General features: G+C 57.1%; 13 protein-coding genes. 5 read left to right on the top strand and 8 right to left on the bottom strand.

What is annotated here, in order from left to right; translation table 11 throughout:
• Positions 1-12: 12 nt before the first annotated feature.
• The 3 genes from coaBC (at position 13) to slmA (ending at position 2,378) form a co-directional block, all read left to right on the top strand.
• Positions 13-1,224, top strand: coding sequence for a bifunctional phosphopantothenoylcysteine decarboxylase/phosphopantothenate--cysteine ligase CoaBC (gene coaBC, locus ACOTXL_RS11335; RefSeq protein ID WP_086532025.1), 1,212 nt, complete (start codon positions 13-15; stop codon positions 1,222-1,224).
• A complete protein-coding gene (gene dut, locus ACOTXL_RS11330) occupies positions 1,202-1,660 on the top strand; it encodes a dUTP diphosphatase (RefSeq protein WP_045350353.1) in 459 nt (152 codons plus the stop codon). The genes coaBC and dut overlap by 23 nt, the downstream gene beginning before the upstream one ends.
• A 121-nt stretch (positions 1,661-1,781) precedes the next feature.
• Complete coding sequence (gene slmA / locus ACOTXL_RS11325) at positions 1,782-2,378, top strand: nucleoid occlusion factor SlmA (RefSeq protein ID WP_003860901.1); 597 nt, start codon at positions 1,782-1,784, stop codon at positions 2,376-2,378.
• A gap of 82 nt (positions 2,379-2,460) precedes the next feature.
• Here slmA and pyrE read toward each other — a convergent pair whose 3' ends face one another.
• Together pyrE and rph are read right to left on the bottom strand one after the other, a co-directional pair.
• A complete protein-coding gene (pyrE, locus tag ACOTXL_RS11320; protein WP_003860903.1) occupies positions 2,461-3,102 on the bottom strand; it encodes an orotate phosphoribosyltransferase in 642 nt (213 codons plus the stop codon).
• Between the two features lie 66 nt (positions 3,103-3,168).
• Positions 3,169-3,885, bottom strand: a complete 717-nt coding sequence (rph, locus tag ACOTXL_RS11315; RefSeq protein ID WP_015570044.1) for a ribonuclease PH — start codon at positions 3,883-3,885, stop codon at positions 3,169-3,171.
• 125 nt (positions 3,886-4,010) lie between these two features.
• Here rph and ACOTXL_RS11310 point away from each other — a divergent pair, with 125 nt between their 5' ends.
• Positions 4,011-4,874 (top strand): YicC/YloC family endoribonuclease, encoded by an 864-nt coding sequence (locus tag ACOTXL_RS11310; protein WP_003860907.1) that lies wholly within the window; start codon positions 4,011-4,013, stop codon positions 4,872-4,874.
• A 208-nt stretch (positions 4,875-5,082) separates the two neighbouring features.
• Positions 5,083-5,700 (top strand): trimeric intracellular cation channel family protein, encoded by a 618-nt coding sequence (locus ACOTXL_RS11305; RefSeq protein WP_015570045.1) that lies wholly within the window; start codon positions 5,083-5,085, stop codon positions 5,698-5,700.
• A gap of 26 nt (positions 5,701-5,726) precedes the next feature.
• Here ACOTXL_RS11305 and etk read toward each other — a convergent pair whose 3' ends face one another.
• The 6 genes from etk to ACOTXL_RS11275 are packed head-to-tail and all read right to left on the bottom strand — an operon-like array spanning position 5,727 to position 13,006.
• A complete protein-coding gene (gene etk, locus ACOTXL_RS11300; protein ID WP_045350354.1) occupies positions 5,727-7,904 on the bottom strand; it encodes a tyrosine-protein kinase in 2,178 nt (725 codons plus the stop codon).
• A 22-nt stretch (positions 7,905-7,926) separates the two neighbouring features.
• On the bottom strand, positions 7,927-8,370 hold the full coding sequence (locus tag ACOTXL_RS11295; protein ID WP_015570047.1) for a protein-tyrosine-phosphatase: 444 nt from the start codon (positions 8,368-8,370) through the stop codon (positions 7,927-7,929).
• Positions 8,358-9,491, bottom strand: a complete 1,134-nt coding sequence (locus tag ACOTXL_RS11290; RefSeq protein WP_045342684.1) for a polysaccharide export protein — start codon at positions 9,489-9,491, stop codon at positions 8,358-8,360. The genes ACOTXL_RS11295 and ACOTXL_RS11290 overlap by 13 nt, the downstream gene beginning before the upstream one ends.
• A 43-nt stretch (positions 9,492-9,534) precedes the next feature.
• Positions 9,535-11,628 (bottom strand): YjbH domain-containing protein, encoded by a 2,094-nt coding sequence (locus tag ACOTXL_RS11285; RefSeq protein WP_072223425.1) that lies wholly within the window; start codon positions 11,626-11,628, stop codon positions 9,535-9,537.
• Positions 11,628-12,365, bottom strand: coding sequence for a capsule biosynthesis GfcC family protein (locus ACOTXL_RS11280; protein WP_045350356.1), 738 nt, complete (start codon positions 12,363-12,365; stop codon positions 11,628-11,630). The genes ACOTXL_RS11285 and ACOTXL_RS11280 overlap by 1 nt, the downstream gene beginning before the upstream one ends.
• Positions 12,362-13,006 (bottom strand): YjbF family lipoprotein, encoded by a 645-nt coding sequence (locus tag ACOTXL_RS11275; protein WP_045350357.1) that lies wholly within the window; start codon positions 13,004-13,006, stop codon positions 12,362-12,364. Before ACOTXL_RS11275 ends, ACOTXL_RS11280 begins: the two co-directional genes overlap by 4 nt.
• Positions 13,007-13,097 lie beyond the last annotated feature (91 nt).

Here is a 13,097-nt window from a genome sequence, read left to right as displayed (position 1 = left end):
GAAAGAATCATGATGAGCCTGGCCGGTAAAAAAATCGTTCTTGGCGTCAGCGGCGGTATTGCTGCCTATAAAACGCCAGACCTGGTGCGCCGTTTGCGCGAGCGCGGGGCCGACGTACGGGTCGCGATCACCGAAGGCGGCAAAGCCTTTATCACCCCGCTGAGCCTGCAAGCCGTCTCGGGATACCCGGTATCCGACAGCCTTCTCGACCCGGCGGCCGAAGCCGCAATGGGCCACATTGAGCTGGGGAAATGGGCCGATCTGGTTATCCTTGCCCCCGCCACGGCAGATTTAATTGCCCGCCTGGCAGCCGGTATGGCGAACGATCTGGTAACGACCATTTGCCTCGCCACGCCTGCGCCCGTCGCGGTTGTGCCCGCAATGAACCAGCAGATGTACCGCAACGCCGCTACCCAGCACAATCTGGACACGCTGGCCTCGCGCGGCCTGCTGATTTGGGGACCGGACAGCGGCAGCCAGGCCTGCGGCGACGTGGGGCCAGGGCGTATGCTCGACCCATTAACGATTGTTGATATGGCCGCCGCCCATTTCTCGCCTGTCAACGATCTGCAACATCTCAACATCATGATTACCGCGGGCCCCACGCGCGAGCCGCTGGATCCGGTGCGTTACATCACCAACCACAGCTCCGGCAAAATGGGCTTTGCGATTGCTGCCGCGGCAGCCAAACGCGGCGCGAACGTCACGCTGGTGAGCGGCCCGGTGTCGCTTACCACACCAGCGTTTGTGCAGCGTATTGATGTGACGACCGCGCTGGAAATGAACGCCGCCGTACTGGCGCATGCTCAACAGCAGCATATTTTTATCGGCTGTGCGGCCGTCGCTGATTACCGCGCCGAAACTATTGCTGACGCCAAAATTAAAAAGCAAGGCGATGAATTAACAATAAAAATGGTGAAGAACCCGGATATCGTTGCCGGTGTCGCCGCACTGAAAACTCATCGTCCTTACGTTGTTGGGTTTGCCGCAGAAACGAATAATGTGGAAGAATATGCCCGGCAAAAACGTACCCGCAAAAACCTCGATTTAATTTGCGCGAACGACGTATCGCTGTCCACGCAAGGATTTAACAGCGACAGCAACGCATTGCACCTTTTCTGGCAGGATGGAGATAAAGTCTTACCGCTTGAGCGCAAAGAACTCCTGGGCCAACACTTACTGGACGAGATCGTTACCCGTTATGATGAAAAAAATCGACGTTAAGATTCTGGACCCGCGCGTTGGCGAGCAATTTCCGCTGCCAACGTATGCCACCTCCGGCTCTGCCGGTCTTGACCTGCGCGCCTGTCTCGATGACGCCGTAGAACTGGCGCCGGGTGCAACGACCCTGATCCCGACCGGGCTGGCGATTCACATTGCTGACCCGTCACTGGCAGCGGTGATCCTGCCGCGCTCTGGCCTGGGCCATAAGCATGGCGTCGTGCTGGGTAACCTGGTCGGCCTGATCGACTCTGACTATCAGGGTCAGCTGATGGTATCCGTATGGAACCGTGGCCAGGACAACTTCACCATTGAGCCGGGCGAGCGTATCGCGCAGATGGTGTTTGTACCGGTGGTGCAGGCAGAATTTAACCTGGTGGCAGACTTCGACGCTACCGACCGTGGCGAAGGCGGCTTCGGCCATTCCGGGCGCAAATAACCGCCCGACAAACACGCATCTCACAGCGCCATAATGCAATAACAAACCGCAAACGTCAGTTTGCGGGTCGCTGTGTGGTTGCCAGCCTGACAAGTGCTTATTTTCAGGGGTATTTTGTAACATGGCAGAAAAACAAACCGCGAAAAGGAATCGTCGCGAAGAAATACTTCAATCTCTGGCTCTGATGCTTGAATCCAGCGACGGCAGTCAACGCATCACCACCGCAAAACTGGCGGCCTCTGTGGGCGTGTCAGAGGCGGCGCTGTATCGTCATTTCCCGAGCAAAACCCGGATGTTTGACAGCCTGATCGAGTTTATCGAAGACAGCCTGATCACGCGCATCAACCTGATTCTGAAGGATGAAAAAGACACCAGCACGCGTCTGCGTCTGATTGTGCTGCTGATTCTGGGCTTTGGTGAACGTAACCCGGGTCTGACCCGTATTCTGACCGGCCACGCGCTGATGTTTGAACAGGATCGTCTGCAAGGCCGTATAAACCAGCTTTTTGAGCGTATCGAAGCCCAGCTGCGTCAGGTTCTGCGCGAGAAGAAAATGCGGGAAGGCGAGGGATATAATACGGATGAAACCCTGCTGGCAAGCCAGATCCTGGCATTTTGCGAAGGGATGCTCTCCCGGTTTGTGCGCAGCGAGTTTAAATATCGACCAACGGACGATTTTGACGCCCGCTGGCCGTTAGTGGCTGCTCAGTTACAGTAACGCCATCGCCGGATGGCGGCTTCGCCTTATCCGGCCTACGAACGGGTAGGCCCGGTAAGCGCAGCGCCACCGGGCAATTGAATTAAACGCCAAACTCTTCGCGGTATTGACGCACCGCCGCCAGATGATCAGCCATCTCAGGCTTCTCTTCCAGATACGCAATCAGATCTTTCAGGGTGATAATCGACGTCACTTTGCAGTTGTAGTCGCGCTCCACTTCCTGAATAGCAGAGATGTCGCCGCGCCCACGCTCCTGACGATCGAGCGAAATCAGCACGCCCGCAAGCGTTGCACCGTTAGCCTGGATTATCTCCATCGATTCACGGATCGCGGTACCTGCGGTGATCACGTCATCCACCAGCATCACGCGGCCCTGCAACGCACTGCCTACCAGATTGCCGCCTTCACCGTGGGTTTTGGCTTCTTTACGGTTAAAGCAGTACGGTACGTCGCGGTCATGGTGCTCCGCCAGCGCCACCGCCGTGGTGGTTGCGATTGGAATGCCTTTGTACGCGGGGCCAAACAGCAGGTCGAAATCAATCCCGGAATCCACCAGCGCTTCGGCATAGAAGCGGCCTAACAGTGCCAGGTCGCGCCCGGTATTAAACAGCCCGGCGTTGAAGAAATACGGGCTTTTACGCCCGGATTTCAGCGTGAACTCGCCAAACTTAAGTACCTGCTTGTTAAGCGCAAACTCAATAAACTGGCGCTGATACGATTTCATGGATTTGCTCCTTTGTCTTTTCAGTCTTACAGGCAAAAAAAAGGCGACTCATTGGTCGCCTTAAAATCAATTTTCTAACGCCGCTTTCTGCGTCGCTACAATAGATTCGATTCCCCCTCGGGCCAACGCCAGCAAGGTGAGCAGTTCTTCGTGGGTGAATGGCTCGCCTTCTGCCGTACCCTGCACTTCAATGATGCGACCATCTTCGGTCATCACCACGTTCATGTCGGTTTCTGCGGCAGAATCTTCAACGTATTCCAGATCGCAAAGCGCTTCGCCGTTAACGATACCAACGGAGACAGCAGCAACCATCCCTTTCATTGGGTTGGTTTTCAGCTTACCGGCGGCAACCAGCTTGTTCAGGGCGTCTGCCAGCGCCACACAAGCACCGGTAATAGAGGCCGTACGCGTGCCACCATCGGCCTGGATCACGTCGCAGTCCAGCGTGATGGTGAACTCACCCAGCGTTTTCAGGTCAACCGCGGCGCGGAGCGCACGCGCGATCAGGCGCTGAATCTCCATAGTACGGCCGCCCTGCTTACCTTTTGCCGCTTCACGGGCATTACGGGTATGGGTTGCGCGCGGCAACATACCGTATTCGGCGGTGATCCAGCCCTGGCCCTGACCTTTCAGGAAGCGAGGCACGCCCTCTTCAATGGACGCGGTGCAAAGCACTTTGGTGTCACCAAACTCAACCAGCACGGAGCCTTCAGCGTGTTTTGTATAGTTACGGGTCAGGGTGACGGGACGCACCTGGTTGGCGCTACGACCTGCTGGACGCATGATGGATTCTCCGGCTTGAAACGAATGTGGCTGCGCATTATACGGATAAAGGACGCTTATTCCTATCCTGAGAAGCCCCTGAAAGCTATAATCCCCCCATCTCTCCTTTAAAAACGGGAATGTCTATGATCCGCAGTATGACCGCCTACGCCCGGCGTGAAATCAAGGGTAGCTGGGGTAGCGCTACCTGGGAAATGCGCTCGGTAAACCAGCGCTATCTGGAAACGTATTTCCGTATGCCGGAACAGTTCCGCAGCCTGGAGCCTGTGGTGCGTGAGCGTATCCGTACGCGTCTGACCCGCGGGAAAGTGGAATGTAACCTGCGTTTTGAGCCCGATGCCAGTGCACAGGGCGAACTGATCCTGAACGAAAAGTTGGCAAAACAGCTGGTTAATGCGGCGAACTGGGTCAAAATGCAAAGCGATGAAGGCGAGATCAACCCGGTTGATATTCTGCGCTGGCCTGGCGTGATGGCCGCCGGAGAGCAGGATCTGGACGCGATTACCGCTGAGATCCTGGCTGCACTCGACGGCACGCTGGACGACTTTATCGTTGCCCGCGAAACCGAAGGCCAGGCGCTGAAAGCGATGATTGAGCAACGCCTTGAGGGCGTGAGCGCCGAAGTCGCTAAAGTGCGCGCTCATATGCCAGAAGTGCTGCAATGGCAGCGTGAGCGTCTTGTCGCCAAACTGGAAGAGGCGGAAGTCCAGCTGGAAAACAACCGTCTGGAACAAGAGCTGGTGCTGATGGCGCAGCGTGTGGACGTGGCTGAAGAGCTGGATCGTCTGGAAGCGCACGTTAAAGAGACCTACAACATTCTGAAGAAGAAAGAAGCGGTAGGCCGCCGTCTCGACTTTATGATGCAGGAGTTCAATCGCGAGTCGAACACGCTGGCGTCTAAGTCTATCAATGCAGAGGTAACCAATTCAGCGATTGAACTGAAGGTCCTGATTGAGCAGATGCGCGAGCAGATCCAGAATATCGAGTAATTCCTTTCAGGGTGGTATTGCCTCGCATACCACCCATTACTTTTTCTAATCCTTTCTTAGCCCTACTTCCTTTCTATCCCGCCTTATATCAAGCCTGCCTGGCATGCGTTGATAATTTTCTGTAGGGCAAACCCCCTCACCTTAGAAAATCTCAATCGTGATCTTCCGCACAAATCGCTAATCTCCTTCTCTTCATTCCGGAGGGTTTATGCTGCTTCACATTCTTTATCTTATTGGCATTACCGCAGAAGCCATGACCGGCGCGCTCGCTGCCGGACGTCGCCGTATGGACACCTTCGGCGTGATTATCATTGCCACAGCCACCGCGCTCGGCGGCGGGTCCGTACGCGATATCCTGCTTGGCCATTATCCGCTCGGCTGGGTAAAAAACCCTGAGTACGTCATTATCGTGGCAACGGCAGCCGTGCTAACCACGATTGTGGCCCCGGTGATGCCTCATCTGCGCCGCGTGTTCCTGGTGCTGGATGCGCTTGGGCTGATTGTTTTTTCCATCATTGGCGCACAAATCGCTCTCGATATGGGTGAAGGCCCGGTTATCGCCACCATTGCTGCCGTGATCACGGGCGTGTTTGGCGGGGTGCTGCGGGATATGTTCTGCAAACGTATCCCGCTGGTTTTCCAGAAGGAACTGTATGCCGGCATCTCCTTTGCTGCGGCAGTGCTTTACGTCGCCTTGCAGCACTATGTCACCAGCCACGATGTGGTGGTTATCTCCACCCTGCTGTTTGGTTTCACCGCGCGTATGCTGGCATTGCGCCTGAAGCTGGGCCTGCCCGTTTTTCATTACAAACACAATGCGCATTAATGTCAGAACGGGCAGGCGCCGGATAATCAGTTACTCGAATAGTTGTAACCGTAGTGATGGTAGCCGTAGCCGTAAGCGTTGCTTGCCCGCTTAACGACGCCGTTGAGAATCACTCCTTTGGTATTGACGCCACTCTGCTCCAGACGCTGTACACAGACCAGCATCTCCTTCACGCTGTTCATCCCGAAGCGGGCGACCAGCAGCGTGGTGCCTGCGCGACGGCCGACAACCGCCGCGTCGGTGACCGCCAGGATCGGTGGCGTATCGATAATCACCAGATCGTAGCGTTCATTCGCCCAGTCCAGCAGCTGCTGGAAACGCGTATGCATCAGAAGCTCCGCCGGATTAGGAGGGATCTGCCCGCGCACGATGGTATCGAACCCGCCTTTATCGAAGGTCTGAACGCCCTGGGTATACTCCGCCTTACCGGACAACATCTCCGACAAGCCGCAGGTATTGTCGAGCTTAAACAGATCATGGGCATACCCGCGACGCATATCCGCATCAATATAGAGCACTTTCTGGCCCGCCTGCGCCACGACGGCCGCCAGGGTACTGCTGACAAAGGTTTTACCGCTGTCAGGCGTGGCGCCAGAGATCATCAGTATATTGTTCGCTGACTCCATCATCGCGAAATGCAGGCTGGTGCGCAGGCCGCGAATCGCCTCCACGGAGAGATCGACCGGATTATCCGCCGCCAGGAAGGGGATATGTTTGGTCTTATGGCGCAGCCCTGGGGACATAAAGTCTTTTTTACGCAAACGCATCTTTTTAGCCAGCCATTCTGACAGCGGTACGGTGGCATAGACGTTAATCCCGTGCTCCTCCAGCTGCTCCGGCGTTTCAATGCCCATACGCAGCATACTGCGCGCCAGGATCCAGCCCGCAGAGACGAACAGACCCAGGAGACCCCCCAGAACGACGACCAGCGCTTTTTTCGGCTTGACTGGCTGCGGCCGGGTCACGGCCGGATCGATAATGCGGACGTTACCAATTGCGCTCGACCGGGCGATGCTCAGCTCCTGTTCGCGGTTAAGCAGCTGCTGGTAGATAACGCGTCCCGACTCCACATCACGGCTCAGGCGCAACACCTCCTGCTGGGTTGACGGCATGGACGATACCCGTTTATTCAGGCGGTTTTTTTCCTGCTCCAGCGTCTGCCGTTTCTCAATCAGCGCCCGGTAGGTGGGGTGATCTTTTTTGTAGAGCTGCGAAATTTCCGCTTCCCGGAAGGTCAGTTCATTGAGCTGATTGTCCGCATTTACAATCTGCTCCAGCACCGCTTTTGCCTCCAGGTTCAGGTCAACGGAGTCGTTTTGCTGGCGATAGCGGTTGAGCTTCTCCTCGGCCTGGTCCAGCTCGCTGCGCACCTGCGGAAGCTGCTGCTTCAAAAATTGCAGGCTTTTCGCATCCTGCGCCGCCTGGCGAGCCACGTTCTGTTGTAAATAGTTGTCGGCGATGCAGTTAAGCACGCGAGCCATCTCATCGGGATCTTCTCCCGTGATGGTCAGGCCAAGCATCCCGCTGTCCTTGCTGCGCTCGCTCACGGAAAAACGCAGCTGTAGCGCGTCAATGGCCTCCAGCTCACTCTGCTGTGTAATCGTAAATTGCGTACCCGGCTTCGCCTGGATATCGGCAATGGTAATGGCGATATTCGCCGCGCTCAGGGGTTGTCCCACAACGCCCTGTAACGTCACATTATCGCCTTCCAGCTGATAGTGGCCCTTCTCGCCGACGGTCAGCGTCAGCTTTTGCGCCCGGCCCGCGACAGGGGGAAGATTGAGCATACGGATATCGACGATGCCAGGCTGTTGGCCGGTGAGCCGCGCCCAGCCGCGTCCGACAAGGGGAAAATAGTTTTCACTTACCTGCGTGCGCAGGTTCAGGTCATCAATCGTTTTACCGAGGATCATGCGCGACTGGAGAAGCTGAAGCTCCGGTGCCGACTCCGGCGAGGAGTCAGGGATGAACTCGCTAAGGTTACTGAGTAGCGCGTTGCCCTGCTTCTGTTCCACCTGTATCAGCGCATCGGCCTGATAAACCGGTGTGGCAAAGAGCGCATAAAGCAGGGCCACCAGCGTGAACAGCGCGGTAAGGATGAGAATAAATTTTCGGTGGTCGAGCAGCTCACCCAACAGGCGCACAAGATCGATCTCGTTATTCGCGGCAGACGCATCATGGGCGTGAAGGTTATTTGTTGACATAAAACGTAACTATCCCGTGTGATTAACTGAGCCGTTTCGCCCATTCCAGACTGGCCTGCTCCAGCAGCCCATAAACATATTCAAATGCGTCCCGGTTTTTACGGTAGGGGTCCGGGATCTCTTTTCTGCCCGTCCAGTGACCAAAGAGCATCATTTTGCCGCGCGCCTCCGGTGCGATAGCCGTGACCTGCTCGATATGTTCCAGCTCCATCGCCAGAATCAGATCGTAGTCGCGCACCATGGCGGGGGTGAGCCTGCGCGCCACGTGGCCCTCAAGCAGGGTGCCGCGTTCGGCGGCGATCTCTGTCGCCTGTGAATCGGCGGTGCGCCCTTCCAGGCCACACGTTCCCGCTGAATCGACCCGGGCAGCGGGAAGCAGCCGGCGCAGCAGCCGTTCCCCAATGGGGGAGCGGCAGATATTGCCGGTACAGATCACCAGGATGGCGTTAAACGTTAGTTTGGCCATGTTCTGATATATCTCCCTGTTTCAGTCAGGTCATGTACGCCGGTAATGGTCGGCACAAGCTGAGAGATCACGCGGTTCCAGCGCACCAGCGGCGCGGTGGTGACATAGACGATGTCGTAAGGCTCAAGCTGAAATTCGGTGCTCAACACCATCGCGGTGGCATCCCGGGCGTTAAGCTGGTAGACGTTGGCGATTTTGCCGTTCTGCTTGCCCTGTAACGGACGAATCACAAAGATTCCGGTGGCGTCGGCCATATCCTGATTCACGCCCTGTGCATTACCCAGCGCTTCCGCCAGCGTCATGCCGCTACGGTCCATCTTCAGGGTGCTCTGTTTACCCACCTCGCCCATGACAAACACTTTCAGGTCGTCATTACGGGGAATGAAGAGAATATCGCCCGGATAGAGGAGTTTGTTCTGGGTGAGATCGCCGCGCTGCATCAGCGCGTAGAGCGAAATGTGCGTGTCCTGGCCGTTGTGGGTCAGCACCACATGGCGCCAGTCCGCCTCAGATGTCAGGCCGCCAGCCGCATTGATCGCATCCATTATCGTCAGCGGAATGTTGGTGATGGGCTGCTGGCCCGACTTAGCCACTTCGCCCGTCACGTAGGCTTTTTGCGAGCGGAATGCCGCGACGCTGACATCCACCTGCGGGCTCTCAATCACCGAGTCCAGCCGGGCGGCGATCTCATCGCGCACCTGGGCCAGCGTTTTGCCGACGACGCGGATTTTGCCGATATAGGGGTAGAAGATCGTGCCATCGGCATTCACCCAGTTGCCCGTATCGCTGGCGCTGCGGTACTGACCTGCGGGGGTGGTCAGCTCCGGGTGGTCCCAGACGGTAACCATCAGCACGTCGCCGACGCCGATGCAATATTGGTAGTTCTGAAGCTGGCGATCCAGTTCAGGATTCGCGCGGGAGTCGACTTTGCCAGGCAGCAACTGCTCCACCAGCCCCGGCGTGAGGGGATAGACGTTGACCATCTTATTCAGATCGTAATTGCTGTCAGGCAGATCGATAATATCTTTGCCCTGGTTGCTAAGTCCCTGGCCCGGTACGATAGTACAACCGCTTAACGCCATCATAGCCAACGCCAGCACGGAAAATTTAACGTTTTTCATTCAGGAAAATCATCTGGTTAAGTAATGCCTGTTTCATCCGGTACTACTGCCCTACCGGGGTTTCGCGTTCTGACGTCATGTCATAGAGCTGATATTTACGGCCTAACATCTGGCCGCCATCACGCGTGAGAGGCGTCCACGAGACCACCACCCGGTTGCGATTTGGGCCGATCGTCATCAGATCAAGCGGGATCGAGATGTAGAAGCCTTTGCTAAAGCCACCTTCGCCATAATCCTCTTTCGAGACGTTGGTCAGCGCCGCCCAGACGCCTACCGTCACGCCGCTGTCGAATCGCTTCGCGACGTCGAGGGTGGCGCCTTTATCCTTCGCCAGGTACTGCCCGACGCTCAGCTTCATTAGCACACTGTTGAGCTTCGCCGGGTTCCAGTAGGCGGTGATAAATCCGGTTGGCACGCTGTAGTCGGTGAAGCGCATCATGTCGTCCCAGTCGCGCTGCTTGACGTAATTCGCATCCACGCCCAGCGCCCAGTCGCTATCCAGCGGGCGCCAGAGCGCCTCTGCTCCCACGCCGCCGTACATGGTTTCGAGGTAGCCGCCATAAATCTGGGCATAGAAGCCGTTCCCCAGCGCATCGACATAGTTGGCTTGTAAGTTGTTGATGTAGAAGTCATTGCTGACATAATCGCGAATATGGGTTCTGACGCGCGGCAGGCTGGAGTCAGCGGGAAGTAGCGAGGATTTGAACTTGTCGTAGTTGTTATAGAGGTTGGCGAACACGCCGCCGTCGAGCAGCAGACGATCGGTCAGCCAGTAGCTGGCGCTGGCCATCACCCCCACCTGGAACATATAGAAATCTTCCGGACCGCCCAGCGACTGCGCCAGCGTCGGTTTAACGCTGTAGCTGAAGCGATCGGCGCGAATACGGTAGCCACGCCCGAATGCTGTGGTATCCACAGGCTCGACGCGCTGCTGCCTGAGCGCCTCCTCCTGGCCGAGCGGCTGCCCCGCCAACTGTTTGCGCAGGCTGGCGACATCGGTTTGCGTCGTGACCAGCGGCAGATGATCACGCTGCTGGGTGATAGCGATCGTGTCGACCCCGTCGGGCAGGTTATTGATCAGAATACGGTTGGCACGATCCACCGCTTCGCGCGGATCGCGATAGCGATACTGTTCGCCGGTCATGTATAAGGTATTGCCGTGCTGAAGGATCTCCGGCGCATCGAAGCCTGCGTTGTACTTAAGCGCGGTGAGCTGGTTCGCCGCAGAGGTATAGTCCAGCGTCTCGCCTGCCGGTGCCGGTTGCCAGGCCGGTTTCGGGTTATCACGCAGCGCGGGGCGCAGGTCGTTAAAGTTGGTCCGCAGGGTGAAGCCAAACATCAGCGTATTGCCGCGCTCGTAGCTGAGGTTGAGATCGGCCCAGTCGGCAACGCGATAGACCGCCCCCACGTTAATATGGCTCGACTGCTTAATGGAGCCGGCAAAATCATCGGCATAATTGTTGCCGTCATACTCAAGCTTCAGGCGCAGGGGCTGCCAGGGCGTCTGATACTGGAGGCCGCCAAACAGAGACGCCGGACCACGAAACATATCGCTAAAGCTGATATCTCCGGCATCATGCGACTCGCCGCGGGTGCAATACTTATTGTTGTCATGGCAAAGCGGGTTACCCACGTTGTCGCTATTACCGGGATATCCCCAGGCTATTCCAAAGGTAAAATCGACCGGTCCGGCCATTTTACTGGCAACCAGATATTCACCATCGAACAGGCCGGTGCCTGCAATATCACGCTTGCCGAGCGCCACCTGCGGCAGGCTATAGTCCTCTTCCCACAGACGAACTTTAAAGTCGAACGACTTATCCTTGTAGCTTTGATCGCCGCTGAAATCCTCGTCGCTGCTGTATTTACGGGTGCGGACGTCGGTATAGCGAATTGTCCCTTCCAGCCACGGGAAGAGCACGACCGAAGAGGAGTAAAAACGGTACTGGTTGTTATCGCGGTAGTTGACGCTGAATTCCCCTTCCCGGCCAAAGCGCGCGTCGGGCATTTGCATCAGGCCGGTGCCGCCAAAATCGGACTGTGACGGTCCGGTCGGATCGGGCCAGGTACGCAGCTCCGCGTGGCAGGCAGAAGAGATCGCCAGAGCAAGGCCGCTCAGTAAAAAAAGTTTGTTCATCAGTCAGGTATCCGCCGCGTCAGGAGCGCAACGATTTGCTCATTCAGACCGGTAAAATCGTCCGGTACCGCCCGGGGATCAAACCCCACCCACAGAACAGCGCCCGGCTCTGCTTCAATATGGCGTGCGTTCCAGTACGCCACCGGCGCAACAACCGTACTGCCGTCAGGATCGATAACGGTCACGTTATTCCTGTCGGCGCCGGCCAGCCGCAACTGCCCCTGTAAGTAGTCCCGGATGCTTGCGCCCGGTCGCCAGGCCCGTTTCCCCGGCGTGACGACCGTCCCCATCAGCGTGACGGTACGGGGCGCAGGAGAGAGCCACAGATCGTAACGGCCCTCAAGGGAGCGATCGCCGCGGGCGTCGGTACGCACGGCATCTGGGTCGAGGCTGACAAACTGCCGCCCGACGATCCGCAGCGAGCGGATCTGTGCAGCGACAGCGCGAATGGTCGCGATCCGCTCGTCATCGGCGCGATTCTGCCACGCTGAAAGCGACGCCAGCACCTGCTGTTGCGTCTGTTGCGCGCGCAGCGTGGCGGAAGGGGTTGCGATGACAGCCCCCTGCCACCAGACGTTGTTCAGCTGCGGCTGGGTGACCAGCCGGGAGAGCGTATCAGCCGGTTCAGCAGACCACGTTTTGCCCGGCTGATGCACGTTAACGACACTTGCGCATAAGGCGGACAGGCTGAAGAGAGATAGCCCTACGCCAGGTAACCATTTTCTGAGTCTGTTCATGGGGCGGGCTTCAACATCGTCATGGCGACAGGGAATACGCCCGCGCCGAGCATCTGTTCGCTCTGGCGTACCTGGCCGGTAGCGGAATCAATCCAGAAGGTGTTATGCCAGCGACGATCGAGGCCGTCGGCCTGCACCGCCTCCTGCCAGACCTGACAACGTAGCGTGTTTCCGGCAAGGGTCAGGTTTTCCGTCCCGCTCAGGGAGAAGCGCGAGGTCAGGTGTGCGGAGCGATACCGCCCCTTTTCCTGCCAGCGCACATCACGCGACCACTGGCTGCCGTCGCGGAGCTGCGGCGTGTGGCGCAGCGGATCGTGCTCAAGATTGGTTACCTCAAGCAGGTTATAAGGAAGCTTGAGCGTGTGGATAAGGCGACCGTTATGCGTGACGATCATCGCATCATCCTGCGATAACCATTTACTGTTTCCCTGTTCGATGTATCCGAGAACCACCAGGATCCTCGGGCCATTATCCAGTCGCAGGTACATGGTTGAGTATGGGAGCGCCTGAATCTGCCCGTCCGTTACCGTCACATCCTGGCGCCCGTCCAGACTGGCGTTAAAGGTCTCAATAATGCTCTGCTGGCTCGGCGTACACCCCTGGATCAGCAGAGTCATGATGAGCAGAATAAACAGTCTCACCAGAAATCCTTGATTAAATAACATTGAAATCAATTAAATACCCGGCTTTGATATCGACGCCGGGTCAAGTCGTTGCGCTGTTCAGCGCAAG

The sequence above is a fragment of the Enterobacter cloacae complex sp. IR5402 genome (assembly GCF_049238125.1).
Classification (GTDB): domain Bacteria; phylum Pseudomonadota; class Gammaproteobacteria; order Enterobacterales; family Enterobacteriaceae; genus Enterobacter; species Enterobacter hormaechei_C.
This window is presented reverse-complemented; position numbering and strand designations above follow the sequence as displayed.

Coding starts and splice junctions, on each gene's coding strand:
- coaBC (WP_086532025.1), top strand. CDS start 13: ATGAGCCTGGCCGGTAAAAAAATCGTTCTTGGCGTCAGCGGCGGTATT.
- dut (WP_045350353.1), top strand. CDS start 1,202: ATGATGAAAAAAATCGACGTTAAGATTCTGGACCCGCGCGTTGGCGAG.
- slmA (WP_003860901.1), top strand. CDS start 1,782: ATGGCAGAAAAACAAACCGCGAAAAGGAATCGTCGCGAAGAAATACTT.
- pyrE (WP_003860903.1), bottom strand. CDS start 3,102: ATGAAATCGTATCAGCGCCAGTTTATTGAGTTTGCGCTTAACAAGCAG.
- rph (WP_015570044.1), bottom strand. CDS start 3,885: ATGCGTCCAGCAGGTCGTAGCGCCAACCAGGTGCGTCCCGTCACCCTG.
- ACOTXL_RS11310 (WP_003860907.1), top strand. CDS start 4,011: ATGATCCGCAGTATGACCGCCTACGCCCGGCGTGAAATCAAGGGTAGC.
- ACOTXL_RS11305 (WP_015570045.1), top strand. CDS start 5,083: ATGCTGCTTCACATTCTTTATCTTATTGGCATTACCGCAGAAGCCATG.
- etk (WP_045350354.1), bottom strand. CDS start 7,904: ATGTCAACAAATAACCTTCACGCCCATGATGCGTCTGCCGCGAATAAC.
- ACOTXL_RS11295 (WP_015570047.1), bottom strand. CDS start 8,370: ATGGCCAAACTAACGTTTAACGCCATCCTGGTGATCTGTACCGGCAAT.
- ACOTXL_RS11290 (WP_045342684.1), bottom strand. CDS start 9,491: ATGAAAAACGTTAAATTTTCCGTGCTGGCGTTGGCTATGATGGCGTTA.
- ACOTXL_RS11285 (WP_072223425.1), bottom strand. CDS start 11,628: ATGAACAAACTTTTTTTACTGAGCGGCCTTGCTCTGGCGATCTCTTCT.
- ACOTXL_RS11280 (WP_045350356.1), bottom strand. CDS start 12,365: ATGAACAGACTCAGAAAATGGTTACCTGGCGTAGGGCTATCTCTCTTC.